This is a genomic window from Clavibacter capsici (assembly GCF_001280205.1).
GTDB lineage: Bacteria > Actinomycetota > Actinomycetes > Actinomycetales > Microbacteriaceae > Clavibacter > Clavibacter capsici.
Genome location: NZ_CP012573.1, coordinates 2,350,832 through 2,368,516, shown reverse-complemented (window position 1 = coordinate 2,368,516; position 17,685 = coordinate 2,350,832). Strand labels below are relative to the sequence as shown.

Genomic DNA, 17,685 nt, shown 5'->3' with positions numbered 1-17,685 from the left:
CGTCCGCCCACGGCGGACGGCGGCGGCCCTGTCGGCGGCGGCGCGTACGATCATCTGGTGATCCTCCAGGGCTTGATCCCGGCGCTCTCGCGCGCCTCCACGTTCGACGACGCCCTCGCATCGGCCTCCCGCGACGCCGACTTCTCCCTCACCGAGGGGCTCCAGGGGCCGCTGCTCGCGGGGCTCCTCCGCCAGCGCATCCAGCGCGGCATCCCGGGGTGCCTGTTCGTCGTCACCGCCACCGGCCGCGAGTCCGAGGGCATGCGCCGCAGCCTCGCCGCCGTGCTGCCGGACGCCGAGATCCTCGAGTTCCCCGCCTGGGAGACGCTGCCGCACGAGCGGCTCAGCCCGAGCGCCGAGATCGTGGGCAAGCGGATCCACGCGCTGCGCCGCATGGAGGCGTGGCACGCCGCGCTCGGCCAGGGCGCGCGCGAGGTGCCGGCCGCCGAGGTGCGCCCGCTCGTCGTGGTCGCCTCGGTGCGTGCGGCGCTCCAGCCGGTCGCCGACAACCTCACGGAGCTGCCGCCCGTGCAGCTCGCCACCGGCAGCCGCGGCCACGACCTGTCCGAGCTCGCCGTGCGGCTCGTCGACCTCGCGTACTCGCGCGTCGACATGGTCACGCGCCGCGGCGAGTTCGCGGTGCGCGGCGGCATCCTCGACGTCTTCCCGCCCGTGTCCGACCACCCCGTGCGCGTGGAGTTCTTCGGCGACGAGGTCGACCAGATGCGGCCCTTCGCGGTCGCCGACCAGCGCTCGCTGGAGGAGACGGTCGACTCGGTCGAGCTGCCGCCGAGCCGCGAGCTGCTGCTGAGCGCGCCCGTGCGCCAGCGCGCCCGCGAGATGCAGCACGAGTTCCCGAACCTGCAGCAGATGCTCGCGAAGATCGCCGAGGGCATCCCGGTGGAGGGCATGGAATCGCTGGCCCCCGCGCTGGTCGACAAGTTGGTCCCCGTCACGCACTACCTGCCGGTCGACGCCGCCATCGCCGTCGTGTCGCCGGAGCGCGTGTCCACCCGCGCGCAGAGCCTCGCCGACACCAACCGCGAGTTCCTCGACGCCGCGTGGAACGCCGCCACCGCGGGCGCGCAGGCGCCCATCGACCTCGCCTCCGGCGACTTCCTCTCGCTCGGCCGCCTGCGCGACGCCCGGGGCCCGCGTCGCTGGTGGACCCTCTCGGGCTTCCAGGCCACCGACGTCCTGCCGGAGGACCTGGGGATCGACGAGGTCATGACCGTCCGCATCGAGGCGGATCCCGTGCCGAGCTTCGCGGGCAACGCCGACGGCGCCATCGAGCACGTGCGCGAGCGCCTCGCGACCGGGTGGACCGTGGGCGTCGTGGCCCAGGGATCCGGCCTCGTCGAGCGCGCCGACACCGTGCTCCGCGAGGCGGGCGTGCCCGCGCGCGTCGTCGAGGAGTTCCCGGCGGCGCCCGAGGCCGGCATCGCCTACCTCCTCCGCTCCGCGATCGACGCGGGCTTCGAGATGCCCGAGGTGAAGCTCGCCATCCTCACCGAGAGCGAGTTCTACGGGCGCGCAGCCGGATACGACAGCCGCCAGGTCAAGAAGCTCGCCACCCGCCGCAAGAACGTGGTGGATCCGCTGCAGCTGAAGCCCGGCGACCACGTCGTGCACACCACGCACGGCATCGGGAGGTTCGTCGAGCTCACTCAGCGCGAGGTCTCCTCCGGCGGACGCAACGCCGTGAAGACCCGGCGCGAGTACCTCGTCATCGAGTACGCGCCCTCGAAGCGCGGCTACCCGGGCGACAAGCTCTTCGTGCCCACCGACCAGCTCGACCTGCTCAGCCGCTACGTCGGCGGGGAGGAGCCCGCCCTCAGCAAGATGGGCGGCAGCGACTGGGCCGCCGCCAAGGGCAAGGCGCGCCGGGCCGTCCGCGACATCGCGGTGGAGCTCGTGAAGCTCTACTCGGCGCGCATGGCGTCGCGCGGCCACTCCTTCCCGCCGGACACCCCGTGGCAGCGCGAGCTGGAGGAGGCGTTCCCCTTCATGGAGACGCCCGACCAGCTCACCGTCATCGACGAGGTCAAGCGCGACATGGAGAGCCCCATCCCCATGGACCGCCTGGTCTCGGGCGACGTCGGGTTCGGCAAGACCGAGATCGCCGTGCGCGCCGCGTTCAAGGCCGTGCAGGACGGCAAGCAGGTCGTGATGCTCGTGCCCACGACGCTGCTCGTGAAGCAGCACTTCGAGACGTTCTCCGAGCGCTTCGCCGGCTTCCCGGTGCACCTGCGCCAGCTCAGCCGCTTCCAGACCGAGAAGGAGTCGCGCGAGACCATCAAGGGGCTCGAGGACGGCTCGGTCGACGTGGTCATCGGCACCCACCGCCTGCTGACGGGCAGCATCGCCTTCAAGGACGTGGGGCTCGTCATCATCGACGAGGAGCAGCGGTTCGGCGTCGAGCACAAGGACGCGCTGAAGAAGCTCAAGGCGAACGTCGACATCCTCGCGATGTCGGCCACGCCGATCCCGCGCACGCTCGAGATGGCGGTCACGGGCATCCGCGAGATGTCGACGCTCGCGACGCCGCCGGAGGACCGGCACCCGATCCTCACGTTCGTCGGCCCGAACAGCGAGAAGCAGATCGCCGCCGCCATCCGCCGCGAGCTGCTGCGCGAGGGCCAGGTGTTCTTCGTGCACAACCGCGTCTCGAGCATCAACCGGGTCGCGTCGGAGCTCGCGGAGCTCGTGCCCGAGGCGCGCGTCGCCGTGGCCCACGGCAAGATGAGCGAGGCGATGCTGGAGCAGGTCATCGTCGACTTCTGGGAGCGGAAGTTCGACGTGCTCGTGTCGACCACCATCATCGAGACCGGCCTCGACATCGCGAACGCGAACACGCTCATCATCGACCGCGCCGACAAGTACGGCCTCAGCCAGCTGCACCAGCTGCGCGGGCGCGTCGGCCGCGGGCGGGAGCGCGCGTACGCGTACTTCCTCTACGACGCCGACAAGCCGCTCTCCGAGACGGCGCACGACCGGCTGTCCACCATCGCGGCGAACAACGAGCTGGGATCCGGCATGCAGGTCGCGCTCAAGGACCTCGAGATCCGCGGCGCGGGCAACCTGCTGGGCGGCGAGCAGTCCGGCCACATCCAGGGCGTCGGCTTCGACCTCTACCTCCGCATGATCGGCGAGGCGGTCTCGACCTTCCGCGGCGACGTCGCGGAGGGCCAGACCGAGCTGCGGCTCGAGCTGCCGGTCGACGCGCACATCCCCGAGGAGTACGTCGACAGCGAGCGGCTGCGCCTGGAGGCGTACCAGAAGCTCTCCACGGCGGCCTCGCCCACGGCCACCGACGACCAGATCGACCGGGTCATCGAGGAGCTGGCCGACCGCTACGGCGAGCCGCCCGTGGAGGTCGACAACCTCGTGCGGGTCTCGCGCCTGCGCCGCGTGGCGCAGCGGGCTGGCCTCAGCGAGGTCGTCGCGATGGGGCCGAACCTCCGCATCGCGCCGGCCGACCTCGCCGACAGCAAGCAGGTGCGCCTGCAGCGCATGTACCCGGGCAGCCGCCTGTTCGCCCAGACCAACGCCGTGACCGTCCCGCTGCCCAAGCGCGACGGCGAGCCGCTGCCCGACGCCGAGCTCGTGGACTGGGTGCGGCAGCTCCTCGACGCCGTGTTCACGGTGGAGCCGGCGCCGGCCGCGAAGGAGTCCGCGCCGAAGGCGTGAGCCGCCGGTCGTGACCCGGGGCGGGTCGGCCGGCGCCTAGGCGCGGGTCGGCCCGCCGTCCACGTGCGCCGGGAAGTCGTCGCGCGCGGCGTCGTCGTCATCCACGGCGGTGCCGTCGCGGCGGGCGCGGCGGCTGCGGATCGACAGCGTGACGGCCGCGGCCACGATCGCGACGCCGGATCCGAGCAGCACCGCGAGCGTGCCCTCGTCCCGCACCTCGTCGAGGCCGGCGAACGCGAGCTCGCTCATCAGCAGCGACACCGTGAAGCCGATGCCGCCGAGGAGGGACACGGTCACGAGGTCGGGCACGGCGAGACCGCCGGCGGATCCGCGTCGCCGCGCGACCCACGCGCCGAGCAGCCCGCCCGCGGTGATCCCCACGAGCTTGCCGAGCGGCAGCGCGAGCGCGATGCCCCAGAAGGCGGGCGCGAGCTCGGACAGGCCGACCGCGGGGATCGCGACGAGCGCGGCCGAGAAGGCGAACAGCGGCAGCACGATCCCGTTCGAGACCGGCTCCAGCGCGTGCGCGGCGCGGAGGCCCGAGAGGCGGGGGAGCGCGAAGCCGAGCGCGACGCCCGCGATGGTCGCGTGGATCCCCGAGGAGAGCGTCGCCCACCAGGTGACGAGGGCGATGAGCACGAGGAGCGCCACCACCGCGACGCGGGCCGCGCCGGTGCGCCCGACGCCGAGCCGTCCGACGACGGCGAAGAGCACGACGCCCGCCACCGCGACGCCGAGGGGCGCGAGCGCGAGGTCGGTCGTGAAGAAGACCGCGATGATCCCGATGGCGATGAGGTCGTCGAGCACCGCGAGCGCCAGGAGGAAGACGCGCACCGCGGCGGGGAGACCCCGGCCGAACACGGCGAGGACGCCCAGCGCGAAGGCGATGTCGGTCGCGGTCGGCACGGGCCAGCCGCGCTCGAAGCCGCTGCCGGCCGTGATCGCGAGGTACACGCCCGCGGGCACGACCACCCCGCCGACCGCGGCGATCGCGGGCACGAGCGCCGCCGAGACGCTGTTCAGCCCGCCGGCGAGGAACTCGTGCTTGAGCTCGACGGCGACGATGAAGAAGAAGACCACGAGCAGGCCGTCGCTCACCCAGTGGCGGAGCGACAGGTCGACGCCGATCGCGGGGACCGCGAGGTGGCCGTCGGCCCACGCGATGAGGCCGCCGCCCGCGGGCGTGTTCGCGACGACGAGGCCGACGACGGCGGCGAGGAGGAGGAGTCCGGCGGCGATGCGCTCGGAGCGGATGAGGGCGGTCATGTGCGCCTTCCGGGGTCGGGGGAGGGGGAGACGGTCACCCGCCGCCGACCAGACTTCCCGGCACACCGACCCTCAGCCTACCGGGCGCCCGATGCGAGGATGGCGGGATGAGCGAGCCCCGGACCCCGTCCGCACCCGACGACGCCCACGCCCACGCCGACGCGGGCGCGGACGCCGTCGCCGAGCTGGCGGAGGCGATGGCCGTCCTCCGCGCCCCCGACGGCTGCGTCTGGAACCGGGGCATGACGCACCGCTCCCTCGTCCCGTACCTCCTCGAGGAGAGCCACGAGCTCGTCGACGCCATCGAGACGGACGACGTGCCGGGCATGCGCGAGGAGCTCGCCGACGTGCTGCTGCAGGTCGTCTTCCACGCCGACATCGCCCGCACGGAGGGGGAGGGCTTCGACCTCGACGACGTCGCGCGCACCGCCACCGAGAAGATGGTGCGCCGTCACCCGCACGTGTTCGGCGACGAGCGCGCCGACACGGTCGAGGAGGTCCTGCGCGTGTGGGGCGCCGCCAAGGACCGCGAGAAGTCGGCGCGCACGAGCGTCCTCGACGGGATCCCGCGGACGCTGCCGTCCCTCGCCCTCGCCGACAAGCTGCTCGGCCGGGCGGAGCGCATCGGGCTGGTCGACGCGGACGCGCCCGCCGCCATCCCGGTGGACGACGAGGACGACCTCGGACGGCTGCTGCTCGCGGTGGTCGTCTCGGCGAGGTCCCGCGGGCTCGACGCGGAGCGCGCGCTGCGGACGACGCTGCGGTCGCTCGCCGCGGAGATCCGGGCGGCGGAGCCGGAGCGCCCGAGCGCGGACGGGGACGGACCGGGCGACGGCGACGCGGCCGACGGATCCCCCGACGCGGGCCGGAGCGCGTAGGCGTCGTCCGGCCCGCGGGGCGTCACCCGGGATTTACCCGATCCCGGGCCGCCACGTCCGGCACCTCCACCCGAAGGAGGCGGCGGACAGATCGGGCGATCACACGGTAACGGTCTTCGCCCCGTGTCCATCACGGTTGTTATGGTGGGGCGTGGCCGCACCGGATCCCCATCGCCGCCAGGACCTGCTGGCCCACATCCTCGACCACCTCCGCACCCACCCGCTCCAGTCGGTGACGTTCCGCGGGCTCGCCGAGGCGCTGGGCGAGAGCACCTTCGTGCTCGTCTACCACTTCGGCTCCAAGGAGCGGCTGCTCGAGGCCGCCATGGACGCGATCGACGCGCGCCAGGCGGAGATGGCGGCGGGCGACCCGCGTGCGATCCCCGCGACTGAGCTCCGCGCGTGGGCGACCCAGGCGTGGAGCTGGCGCCTCACCGACGTGAACCGAGACTTCCAGCGGCTCGAGTTCGAGGCCGCGCTCCTCCGCACCCGGGACGGGGTGGTGCGGCCGCACGCCATCGCGAGCGTGGCCGCATGGCGGCGCTTCGGGCTGGAGTGGATGGTCGCGCACGGCGTGCCCGAGGACGTGGCCGTCGACACGGCCGACCTCCTGCAGGCCGCCTCCTACGGCCTCCAGTTCGACTTCGTGATCTCGGGCGACCGCGTCCGCGCCCTGCGCGGCTTCGAGGCGCTCGTGGACGCGTTCGTCCCGCGCATCCGCCCGTGGCTCGACCTGCCCGACCGGCCGCGCGCGCCCGGGTCGCCCGACCGGCACCGCGCGGCCTGACCACCCGCCGCCTGACAGAATCGGGGGATGCCCCAGCAGATCACGCCGCCCCGCGGCATGCGCGACTTCCTGCCCGCCGAGAAGGCCCGACGCGAGCAGGCGCTCGCCGTCATCCGCCGCACCTACCGGGCGCACGGGTTCGACGAGATCGAGACCCCCGTGGTCGAGGAGTCCGGCCGGCTGCACGCGGGACTCGGCGGCGACAACGAGAAGCTCGCGTACTCGGTGCTGAAGCGCGGCCTCTCGGGCGACGACCTGCACGCGGCGGCGGACGCGGGCGACGTGCTCGCGCTCTCCGACCTCGGCCTCCGCTTCGACCTCACGGTGCCGCTCGCGCGCTTCTACGCGTCGCACCGCGCCGAGCTGCCCGGGGTCTTCCGCGCGATCCAGGCCGCGCCGGTCTGGCGCGCCGAGCGCCCGCAGAAGGGCCGCTACCGCCAGTTCATGCAGTGCGACATCGACATCATCGGCGAGCCCGGGCAGCTCGCCGAGGTCGAGCTGATCTCCGCCACGGCGGCGACCCTCGCCGCCCTCGGCCTCACGGGCTGCACCATCCGCGTCAACGACCGGCGGATCCTCGCCGGCATCCTCGACTCCTGCGGGTTCGCGGCGGAGCGCCAGGCGCAGGCGCTCATCAGCATCGACAAGCTCGACAAGATCGGCGCCGCGGGCGTGGTGGCCGAGCTCGCCGAGGGCGGGGCCGACGCGGCCGCGATGCTCGGCGGGATCCTCGAGCGCATCGAGCCCGCGCTCGCCGACGGCGGCGTGCCGCTCACGACGGCGGCGATCACCGGGATCCTCCCCGAGGGCGTCGACCCCGACGCGGTCGCCGACCTCGAGACCCTGGCGGACGCGCTCGTCGGCCTGCCCGACGGCGTCACCCTCCGCTTCGACCCGACCCTCGTGCGCGGCATGGGCTACTACACGGGCACGATCTTCGAGATCGCGCACCCCGCGTCCGGCAGCTCGGTGGGCGGCGGCGGACGCTACGACGGCATGATCGGCCGCTTCCTCGGCCAGGACGTGCCGGCGGCCGGCTTCTCCATCGGCTTCGAGCGGATCGTCGACCTGGCCGTCCTGCCGGAGGCGGAGGACGCCGACGCCATCGCGCTCGTGCACGACCGCCGGACCCCCGTGGCCGTGCTCGCGCGCCTCAAGGCGGAGCTCGTCGCGTCCGGGCGCCGGGTGCGCCTGGAGCCGCGGCCGAAGAACGTGGCGCCGCTCCTCGAGGCGCTCAAGCGGCAGGGCTTCCGCACCTTCGCGGCGGTCGACGCGGACACGGCGGACGCCGCGTCCCTGCAGGAGCGCCCGCTCGACGGCGGCCCGCGCGGCTGATCCGTCACCTGCGCGACACCTGCGCGGAGGCGTCGCCGCCCGCGGCCCGGAACGACCCCGCGGCTAGGATGGACCCGACTTCCCACCCCCTCACCGCAACGCAAGGAGACCATTCCGTGGCAGCCATCGAAGCAGTCAACGCACGCGAGATCCTCGACTCCCGGGGCAACCCGACCGTCGAGGTCGAGGTGCTCCTCGAGGACGGCACGTTCACCCGCGCCGCCGTCCCGTCCGGCGCCTCCACCGGCGCGTTCGAGGCGTACGAGCTGCGCGACGGCGACGCGGGCCGCTACCTGGGCAAGGGCGTCCAGAAGGCCGTCGCCGCCGTCGTCGACGAGATCGGCCCGGCCATCCAGGACCTCGACGCGGCCGACCAGCGCATCATCGACGCCACGATGATCGAGCTCGACGGCACCGAGAACAAGTCGCGCCTCGGCGCGAACGCGCTCCTCGGCGTCTCCCTCGCGGTCGCGAAGGCCGCCGCCGACTCGGCCGAGCTGCCCCTGTACCGCTACCTCGGCGGCCCCAATGCGCACACGCTGCCGGTCCCGATGCTCAACGTCATCAACGGCGGCTCGCACGCGGACACCAACGTCGACATCCAGGAGTTCATGCTCCTCCCCGTCGGCGCGTCGACCTTCTCCGAGGGCCTGCGCTGGGGCGTCGAGACGTACCACGCGCTCAAGAGCCTGCTGAAGAAGAAGGGCCTGTCCACCGGCCTCGGCGACGAGGGCGGCTTCGCGCCGAACCTCGACAGCAACCGCGCCGCGCTCGACCTGCTCATGGAGGCCATCGACTCCGCGGGCTTCACCGCCGGCAAGCAGATCGCGCTCGGCCTCGACGTCGCGTCCAGCGAGTTCTTCTCCGACGGCGCGTACACGTTCGAGGGCCAGAAGGTGGATGCGGCGCACATGACCGCGTACTTCGCCGACCTCGTCGCGTCCTACCCCCTCATCACCATCGAGGACCCGCTGGACGAGGACGACTGGGCCGGCTACGACCACTTCACCGCCGAGCTCGGCTCGAAGGTGCAGATCGTCGGCGACGACCTCTTCGTCACCAACCCGAAGCGCCTCGCCGACGGCATCACGCGCGGCGTCGCCAACTCGATCCTCGTCAAGGTCAACCAGATCGGCACGCTCACCGAGACGCTGGACGCGGTCAGCCTCGCGCAGCGCAGCGGCTACACCACCGTGCTCTCGCACCGCTCCGGCGAGACCGAGGACACGACCATCGCCGACCTCGCGGTCGCCGTGGACGCGGGCCAGATCAAGACCGGCGCCCCCGCCCGCAGCGAGCGCGTCGCGAAGTACAACCAGCTCCTCCGCATCGAGCAGGACCTCGGCGCCGCCGCGGTCTACGCCGGCCGCAGCGCCTTCCCGCGCTTCCAGGCCTGATCCGGCCGGACCGCCCGCGCCGCACGGCGCGGGCGGTCCGCCGTCCACCCGCACGACCCCGCACACGAAGGAGGACCGATGGCCCGCTTCCCCGGCCTCGACGCCCTCCGCGGCGGACGCGGATCCCGTCCGCGCACCGAGCGCGTCCCCGTGGCCCTGCCCGAGGACGCCCCCGCCGGCAACTGGCTCCGCAGCATGCGCTTCTCCGGCTTCTCGGTCATGGTGCTCGTGCTCCTCGTCCTCACGGTCGTGGTCCTCGCGCCCGGCCTGCGCATCTACCTCGAGCAGCGGCAGCAGCTCAGCAGCCTGCAGAGCGCGGTGGACGCCCAGAAGGGCACCATCGCCCAGCTCCAGGACCAGCGCGCCCGCTACGACGACCCCGCCTTCCTCAAGGCCCAGGTGCGCGACCGCCTCTTCTACGTGATGCCCGGCGAGACGAGCTACCTGGTCCGCGGGCTCCCCGCCACCTCGGGCGAGGCCACGACCACGCCGGACGGCGCGCCCATCAGCGACGACCTGCAGGAGACGAAGAAGGACTGGGTCCAGTCCCTGCTCGGCTCCGCGCTCACCAGCGGCCTCAGCGAGACCCCGCCCGACCAGCTCCAGGGATCCGTCCAGGGAGGCGACCAGTGACCCGACCCCCCTTCGACCCGCCCTCCGAGCGCGACGTGCGCATCGTGTCCGAGCAGCTCGGCCGCCCGGCCCGCGACGTGGTCGGCATCTCCGCCCGCTGCGTCTGCGGCAACCCCACGGTCGTGAGCACGGCGCCGCGCCTCACCGACGGCACGCCGTTCCCCACGCTCTACTACCTGAGCCACCCGGCGGCCACCGCCGCCATCTCGCACCTCGAGGCCGAGCACGTCATGGCCGAGCTGCAGGACGACCTCGCGGAGGACGAGGCGATGCGCGACGCGTACGCCGCCGCCCACGCGTCGTACCTCGCCGACCGCGAGTCGATCCTCGTGGTGCCCGAGCTCCAGGGCGTCTCCGCGGGCGGCATGCCCGTCCGCGTGAAGTGCCTGCACGCGCTGGCGGGCCACGCGCTCGCGGCGGGTCCCGGCGTCAACCCCATCGGCGACATCGCGCTCGCGCGGGCGTCGTGGTCGCCCGACGTGTGCGAGTGCGCCGACCCCGCCACGGCATGACCCGGCCGCGCGACGCCCGCGTCGCGGGCGGCCGCGGGCGGCGTCCGGCGCGGGCCGTCGCGGTCGGGATCCTCGCCCTCGCCGCGGTCCTGCCCGCCACGACCCCCGCCCACGCGGATCCCGTGCGCGAGCGCGAGTACTGGCTCGCCGACTACGGCGTCGAGCGGGCCTGGCAGACCACGCGCGGCGAGGGCGTGAAGGTCGCCGTCATCGACACGGGCGTCGACGCCTCCGTCGCCGACCTGCGCGGCGCGGTCGTGGGCGGCACCGACGTCTCGGGCGTCGGATCCGCGGACGGCACGAAGCCGGTCGGCGCGTCGGACGAGCACGGCACCATGGTCGCGTCGCTCCTCGCGGGCCGCGGCACGGGCACGGGATCCGGCGTCATCGGCGTGGCCCCCGGCGCGAGCCTCCTCGCCGTCTCGGTCGCGCTGGGCGGCCCCACCCCGGGCGCGCGCGACGAGGACGCGCAGATCGCCGACGCCGTCCGCTGGGCCGTCGACAACGGCGCGAGCGTCATCAACATGTCCCTCACCCGCAACTCGCTCGACTGGCCCGAGAGCTGGGACCGCGCGTTCCTCTACGCGTACGAGCACGACGTCGTGGTCGTCGCCGCCGCGGGCAACCGGGGGAGCGGCACCACCGAGGTGGGCGCGCCCGCCACCATCCCCGGCGTCCTGGCGGTCGCGGGCGTCGACCGCTCCGGGGCCGCGAGCTTCGACGCGTCGTCGCAGGGCATCACGATCGCGGTCGCCGCGCCCAGCGAGCAGCTCGTGGGCGTCCAGCCCGGCGGCGGGTACGTGCAGTGGAGCGGCACGAGCGGCGCGGCGCCCCTCGTCTCCGGCGTGGTCGCGCTCGTGCGGGCCGCGCATCCGGAGCTGAAGGCCGACGACGTGGTCGAGCGCGTGCTGGCCACCGCCCGGCAGAAGGGGAAGCCGGAGATCTACGGGCGCGGGCTCGTCGACGCGGCCGCCGCCGTCACCGCCGATGTCGCGCCCGCGAGCGGGAAGCCGCTCGGCGACCTCGCGGAGTGGGTGCGCCTGTACCGCCGCGCGCCCGTCCCGACGCCGGATCCGGCCGCGTCCGCCACCCCGGATCCCACCCCCGCCGTGCCCGCCGACGCCGCCACCGCCGACCCCGCGGCGGGCGCGCTGCCCACCGTCGGCGCCCTCCGCCAGGTGGGGATCCCGGCCCTCGTCCTGTCCGTCTTCGCGGCGCTCGCGGCCGCCATGGGCGTCGTCGCGTTCCGGCATTTCAGGCGCCTGCTCCGGAAGGGGTAGCCTGATTTCGACCACAACCTGCAGGGAGTCATCCATCGTGCCCAAAATCCTGATCGTCGGCGGCGGCTACGCCGGTTTCTACACGGCATGGAAGCTCGAGTCGCACCTCCGATCCGGCGAGGCCGAGGTCACCATGGTCGACCCGCTGCCGTACATGACGTACCAGCCGTTCCTGCCCGAGGTGGTCTCCGGATCCATCGAGCCGCGCCACGCCGTGGTGTCCCAGCGACGCCACCTGCGCACCACGAACGTCGTCACGGCCAAGGTGACCGGCATCGACCACGCGTCGAAGACCGCGACCATCACGCCGCCCGTGGGCGAGCCGTACGAGTTCCAGTACGACATCATCGTCGTCACCGCGGGCAGCGTCTCGCGCACGTTCCCGATCCCGGGCGTCGCCGACGAGGCCATCGGCCTGAAGACGATCGAGGAGGCCGTCGCCATCCGCGACCGCATCTTCGCCAACTTCGACCGCGCCGCCACCCTCCCGGCCGGCCCCGAGCGCGACCGCCTCCTCACCTTCGTGGTGGTCGGCGGCGGCTTCGCCGGCATCGAGGTCTTCGCCGAGATGCGCAGCATCGCGACCGACCTCGTGAAGAAGTACCCCGAGATCGACTTCGAGGACACGCACTTCCACCTCATCGAGGCGATGGGCCGCATCATGCCCGAGGTCTCGCTCGAGACCAGCCACTGGGTGCTGAAGAACCTCGCCGAGCGCGGCGCGCTCGTGCACCTGGACACGCAGCTCAAGTCCGCCGTCGGCGGCGTCGTCGAGCTGTCGACCGGCGAGTCGTTCGAGTCCGACGTCATCGTCTGGACCGCGGGCGTCATGGCCAGCCCCATGCTCAAGAACACCGACCTGCCGATCGAGGAGCGCGGGCGCCTGCGCGTGCGCGCCGACGGCCGGGTCGAGGGCGACGACGGCATCGTGGCGGACGCCTGGGGCGCCGGCGACGTGGCGGCCACCCCCGACCTCACGGGCGGCGGCGTCGGCGGCTTCTGCGTGCCCAACGCGCAGCACGCCGTGCGCCAGGGCAAGCTCATGGCGAAGAACCTCACCGCGAGCCTCCGCGGCGAGGGGATCACCGACTACTTCCACAAGAACCTCGGCGCCGTCGCGGGCCTCGGCCTGTACCAGGGCGCGTTCCAGTCGGGCAAGCTCGGCATCACGGGCTTCCCCGCCTGGGTCATGCACCGCGGCTACCACGGCCTCGCGATCCCGAGCTTCGAGCGCAAGGCGCGCGTCGTCACGGGCTGGGTGAACAACCTCGTCTGGGGCCGCGACATCGTGTCCCTCGAGGCGCGCGAGACCCCGCGCACCGCGTTCGAGACGTTCGCGTCGCGCCCGCGTCCCGCCGCGGACGCCGCCCCGGCCGCGCCCGCCGAGAAGAAGGACGCGCCGTCGAAGAAGGCGGCCGACGAGGCCAAGGCCGACGCGCCCTCCGAGGGCGAGAAGTCCCCGGCGCTCGCGGGCAGCTACAGCTCCTCGCCGAGCGCGGAGACGAAGGACGAGGACCGCACGGCCTGACCCGTGTGATCCACCCGCACGACTCGACCACGGCCCGCAGGCAGCAGCCTGCGGGCCGTCGTCATGCCCGGACGCACCCGGTCCTCCAGCTGACCGTAGGCTGGCGGGAGCGCTCCGGCGACATGCCCCCGTAGTCCAATTGGCAGAGACGGGCGACTTAAAATCGCTACAGGTCAGGGTTCGAGTCCCTGCGGGGGCACCGAGGAGCGCGGATGCGCCCGGCTGCCCGCCGGATCCCAGCACTGGGACGACCACCGAGGTCATCCCCGCAGCGCCACTTAGTACGCCCCCTATCGATCCGGGCACGTAAGCTGAGGGAACCCGACGAATCGGGTGGCGTGGGCGGGGGCCCGGGTCGGCGAGGGGGCGGGGATGGGTCTGATCGAGGACGCGCGATCGAGCGCGTCGCAACTCGCCGTGGAGGCGCTCGGCCTGCTGGACGGGCCGCCCGAGGAGCGCTTCGACCGCGTCACGCGCCTCGCGCGCACGGCCTTCGGCGTCCCCCTGTGCACCATCGGCCTGGCCGACCACGACCGCATGTGGTTCGCGTCGTGCGCGGGCGCCGAGCTCTCCGAGACGCCCATCAGCACCATCTTCTGCGACACCACGGTGCGCGAGGAGCGCGTGCTCGTCGTGGAGGACGCGCAGGCGCACCCGGTCTTCCGGCACCTGCCGTCCGTCGCGGGCGAGCCGCACATCCGCTTCTACGCCGGGCACCCGCTGCGGGACCCCGAGGGCCTGGTCATCGGCACCTTCTGCCTCTACGACGTCGAGCCGCGCGGGCTCGACCCCGCCCAGCTCCTGCTGTTCGCGGAGCTGGCCGAGTGGGCGCAGCGCGAGCTCGTCGCGAGCGCCGAGATGGAGCGCGCGCACTCCGTGCAGTCGGCGCTGCTGCCGACCTCCGAGGTGGACCTCCCCGGCTACTCGATCGCGGCCGTGTGCGTGCCCGCCCAGGTCGTCGGCGGCGACTTCTACGACTACGAGCGCACCCCGTCCGGCCTCCGCTTCTCCATCGCCGACGTGATGGGCAAGGGCACGGGCGCCGCGATCCTCACGGCCACCGTCCGCGCCGTCCTCCGCGGCATCGCGAGCACCGCGGACCGCTACGGCGCCGGCGTCCTGGAGGACACGGGGCTCATGGTCACCGACGCGGCGCGCTCGCTCGACGCCGACCTCGACCGCACGGGCTCCTTCGTCACCCTGCAGCACGGGCACCTCGACCAGGCCTCCGGGCTCCTCCGCTACGCGGACGCGGGCCACGGGCTGACGATCATCGTCCACGCCGACGGCCGTGTCACCCACCTCGACACCGGCGACCTGCCCGTGGGCATCGACCCCGAGCACCGCTGGGAGGAGCGTCACACGGTGCTCGCCCGCGGCGACACCTTCGTGACCTTCAGCGACGGCCTGTTCGACATGTTCGGCGGGAGCGACCCGGCGTTCGCGTCCATCGGGCGGCTCGTGGCCGATGCGGGCGGCGTGCACCGGCTCGTCGACCGCGTCCGCATCCTCGCCTCCGCCGGGACGCCGCTCGACGACGTGACCGTCCTCGCGGTGAGCCGCGCATGAGCCGCGTCGACGTCCGCGTCCGCCCCCACCCGCGGCGCCATCGCCGCCGTCGTGCCGGGAACCGACCGCGCATGACGCTGCGCTTCGCGATCATCCGCCTGCTCGCCGTGGTCACCGCGGTCCTCGGCCTCAACTACATCGTCTGGCGCCTGCTGTTCTCGGTGAACCCGGAGGCCCTCTGGATCGCGATCCCGCTCGTGCTCGCGGAGACGTACAGCCTCATCGACTCGCTGCTGTTCGGCCTCACGATGTGGCGCGCCCGCGACCGGCCGAAGCCGCCCGTGCCGCAGGAGGGCCTCACGGTCGACGTCTTCATCGCGACGTACAACGAGCCCCTCGACCTCGTCATGGAGACGGCGCGCGCGGCCCAGCGCATCACGTACCCGCACAAGACGTGGGTGCTCGACGACGGCAACCGCACCGAGCTCCGCGACATCGCGGAGGCCGAGGGCATCGGCTGGATCACCCGCTCGGCCGATTGGACGGGTCGCGCCCGCCACGCCAAGGCCGGCAACCTCAACAACGCGCTCCTCACGACCGAGGGCGAGTTCATGCTCATCCTCGACGCCGACCAGGTGCCCGAGCCCGACATCCTCGACAAGACGCTCGGCTACTTCGAGGACGACCGGATGGCGCTCGTGCAGACGCCGCAGGTGTTCGTGAACGTGCCGGACTCGGATCCGCTCGGCAGTCAGGCGCCCCTGTTCTACGGCCCCATCCAGCAGGGCAAGGACGGCTGGAACGCGGCGTTCTTCTGCGGCTCCAACGCGATCCTGCGGCGCGAGGCCCTCATGCTCCTCGGCGTCTCGCGCTACGTCACGGACATCGAGATCAGCGTCTTCCGGGCGCTCCGCACCGCCGGCGACGTGCTCGTCAAGGCGCGCGCCGAGCTGGAGCCCGACCAGGACGACCTGCGCAAGGCGCTCGACGACGTCGCGTACGACGTCCGCCGCGCCCGTGCCGAGCTGCGCCGCGGCCAGCCCCTCGCCGACGTGACCTACCGCTTCCAGAAGCGCGTCGACTCCATCGCGGCGCGCATGGTGCAGGACGACGTGGCGGCGCTGAAGGCCGACCTCGCGGAGATCGCCGCGCTGTCCGGCCGGCACTCCGTGGACCGGGACGCCGTCTCGCTCGTGGACGACTCGGCGCTCGCCAGCCTGTCGCAGCGCGACTGGTCGCCGCTCGGCGCCCTCGACGCCGTGCGCGCGCTCATCCGCGACATCGACGTGCACCGCGACGACGACGCGCAGTCGATCATGCCGCTGGCCACCATCTCCGTCACCGAGGACATGGCGACCTGCATGCGCCTGCACGGCCTCGGCTGGAAGTCGGCCTACCACGACGAGGTGCTCGCCTACGGGCTCGCCCCCGAGGACCTGCCGACCATGCTCACGCAGCGCCTCCGCTGGGCGCAGGGCACGATCCAGGTCTTCTTCCGCGAGAACCCGCTGCTGCAGAAGGCGCTCTCCATCCCGCAGCGGCTCATGTACTTCGCCACCATGTGGAGCTACTTCTCCGGCTTCACCGCCGTCGTCTACGTGGCCGCGCCCCTCATCTACCTCGTGTTCGGCGTGCTCCCGGTGCAGGCGCTCTCGACCGACTTCTTCGTGCGGCTGATCCCGTTCCTCGTGGTCAACCAGCTGCTGTTCGCGGTGGTCGGCCGCGGCAAGCGCACGTGGCGCGGGCAGCAGTACTCGCTCGCGCTGTTCCCGGTGTGGATCTCGTCGGTCACCACCGCGGTGGCCAACGTCTTCTTCCGCAAGCCCCTCGACTTCGCCGTGACGCCCAAGGTGCGCGCCGAGAGCGGCAAGCCGCGGTGGGACCTCGTGAAGCCGCAGCTCTACGTGATCGGCGCGCTCATCGTCGCCTCGGCGATCGGCATTCTGCGCCTCGCGGTCGGGCAGGCGACGCCGCTCGGCACCTTCACCAACCTCGCCTGGGTCGTCTTCGACCTGGCGATCTTCAGCATCATCATCCGTGCGGCCCGCTATCGGGGCTTCACGCCGGCCAAGGAGGACGCATGATCGACATCGCAGTGGACGAGCAGGGGACCGGCGTCAGCGTCGTCACGCCGACGGGCCGTCTCAACATGGTGTCCGCGCGCCAGCTCACCACCGTCGTCACCGAGGTCATCGACGGCGGCCGGCCGTTCGTCGTGGTGGACCTCGGCAGCATCGACTTCATGGACTCCTCCGGCCTCGGCGCCCTCGTCTCCGGCCTCAAGCGCGCCCGCCAGGCGGGCGGCGACCTGCGGCTCGCCCGCCCGAACGCCCAGGTGAAGGCCGTGCTGGAGCTGACGAACCTCAACCGCGTGCTGACGGTGCACGAGTCACCCGAGGGCGTGTTCCGTGACCGATGAGGGCATGACGCACCACGCACCGGCGGTGCGGGCGAACGTCACCCTCCCCGCGGTCGAGGAGAGCCTCTCCGCCGTGCACGCCGTCATCGCGGCCGTGTGGGACCAGGCCCACGACGTGAGCGACACCGAGCGGATGCTCTTCGAGACCGCCGTCGTGGAGATCGCGGGCAACGTGGTGGAGCACGGCGTCACGGTGGGCCAGCGCGCGGGGTACCCCGTGACCTTCACCATGACCGTGGTCTGCCAGCACGACCGCATCGTGGCCCTGTTCGAGGACGACGGCCAGCCCGCCGTCGTCGACCTCACCGAGGTGTCCATGCCGGACGACCTCAGCGAGAACGGCCGCGGGCTCGCGCTCGCGCAGGCGATCCTCGACGACCTCACCTACGAGCGCGCGGACGGCAGCAACCGCTGGCGGCTGGTCAGGCTCCGCGGCTGATGCCGGGCCGGG

At 73.1% G+C, this 17,685-nt stretch carries 14 protein-coding genes and 1 tRNA gene; 14 read left to right on the top strand and 1 reads right to left on the bottom strand.

Annotated features, from left to right (window positions below; translation table 11 throughout):
• Positions 1 to 57: 57 nt before the first annotated feature.
• Entirely contained in the window at positions 58 to 3,690 is a 3,633-nt protein-coding gene (gene mfd, locus AES38_RS11045; RefSeq protein ID WP_053775022.1) for a transcription-repair coupling factor, read from the top strand.
• A 36-nt stretch (positions 3,691 to 3,726) separates the two neighbouring features.
• Here the strand turns inward: mfd and AES38_RS11040 are convergent, their stop codons facing one another.
• A complete protein-coding gene (locus AES38_RS11040; protein ID WP_053775021.1) occupies positions 3,727 to 4,956 on the bottom strand; it encodes a Na+/H+ antiporter NhaA in 1,230 nt (409 codons plus the stop codon).
• A 107-nt stretch (positions 4,957 to 5,063) separates the two neighbouring features.
• On the opposite strand from AES38_RS11040, the gene AES38_RS11035 reads away from it, so the two are divergent.
• From AES38_RS11035 to AES38_RS10975, 13 genes are all read left to right on the top strand, one after another.
• Complete coding sequence (locus AES38_RS11035) at positions 5,064 to 5,834, top strand: nucleoside triphosphate pyrophosphohydrolase (protein ID WP_053775020.1); 771 nt, start codon at positions 5,064 to 5,066, stop codon at positions 5,832 to 5,834.
• A 151-nt stretch (positions 5,835 to 5,985) separates the two neighbouring features.
• On the top strand, positions 5,986 to 6,621 hold the full coding sequence (locus AES38_RS11030; protein ID WP_053775019.1) for a TetR/AcrR family transcriptional regulator: 636 nt from the start codon (positions 5,986 to 5,988) through the stop codon (positions 6,619 to 6,621).
• Positions 6,622 to 6,648: 27 nt separating this feature from the next.
• Entirely contained in the window at positions 6,649 to 7,956 is a 1,308-nt protein-coding gene (hisS, locus tag AES38_RS11025) for a histidine--tRNA ligase (protein ID WP_053775018.1), read from the top strand.
• Positions 7,957 to 8,072: 116 nt separating this feature from the next.
• A complete protein-coding gene (eno, locus tag AES38_RS11020; protein WP_053775017.1) occupies positions 8,073 to 9,353 on the top strand; it encodes a phosphopyruvate hydratase in 1,281 nt (426 codons plus the stop codon).
• 78 nt (positions 9,354 to 9,431) lie between these two features.
• Positions 9,432 to 9,986: an FtsB family cell division protein gene (locus AES38_RS11015; RefSeq protein ID WP_053775016.1), complete on the top strand. Its 555-nt coding sequence runs from the start codon at positions 9,432 to 9,434 to the stop codon at positions 9,984 to 9,986.
• Positions 9,983 to 10,498, top strand: coding sequence for a DUF501 domain-containing protein (locus AES38_RS11010; RefSeq protein WP_043675239.1), 516 nt, complete (start codon positions 9,983 to 9,985; stop codon positions 10,496 to 10,498). The genes AES38_RS11015 and AES38_RS11010 overlap by 4 nt, the downstream gene beginning before the upstream one ends.
• A complete protein-coding gene (locus AES38_RS11005) occupies positions 10,495 to 11,778 on the top strand; it encodes a S8 family peptidase (RefSeq protein ID WP_053775015.1) in 1,284 nt (427 codons plus the stop codon). The genes AES38_RS11010 and AES38_RS11005 overlap by 4 nt, the downstream gene beginning before the upstream one ends.
• Before the next feature lie 37 nt (positions 11,779 to 11,815).
• A complete protein-coding gene (locus AES38_RS11000; RefSeq protein WP_053775014.1) occupies positions 11,816 to 13,306 on the top strand; it encodes an NAD(P)/FAD-dependent oxidoreductase in 1,491 nt (496 codons plus the stop codon).
• A 124-nt stretch (positions 13,307 to 13,430) separates the two neighbouring features.
• Positions 13,431 to 13,505: transfer RNA gene (locus tag AES38_RS10995), tRNA-Leu, on the top strand.
• Between the two features lie 173 nt (positions 13,506 to 13,678).
• Positions 13,679 to 14,875 (top strand): PP2C family protein-serine/threonine phosphatase, encoded by a 1,197-nt coding sequence (locus AES38_RS10990; RefSeq protein WP_053775013.1) that lies wholly within the window; start codon positions 13,679 to 13,681, stop codon positions 14,873 to 14,875.
• A 71-nt stretch (positions 14,876 to 14,946) separates the two neighbouring features.
• On the top strand, positions 14,947 to 16,899 hold the full coding sequence (locus tag AES38_RS10985; RefSeq protein ID WP_053775012.1) for a glycosyltransferase family 2 protein: 1,953 nt from the start codon (positions 14,947 to 14,949) through the stop codon (positions 16,897 to 16,899).
• Positions 16,896 to 17,234, top strand: a complete 339-nt coding sequence (locus AES38_RS10980; protein WP_053775011.1) for an STAS domain-containing protein — start codon at positions 16,896 to 16,898, stop codon at positions 17,232 to 17,234. The genes AES38_RS10985 and AES38_RS10980 overlap by 4 nt, the downstream gene beginning before the upstream one ends.
• A 4-nt stretch (positions 17,235 to 17,238) precedes the next feature.
• Positions 17,239 to 17,673, top strand: a complete 435-nt coding sequence (locus AES38_RS10975) for an ATP-binding protein (protein ID WP_053775010.1) — start codon at positions 17,239 to 17,241, stop codon at positions 17,671 to 17,673.
• Positions 17,674 to 17,685: the final 12 nt, after the last annotated feature.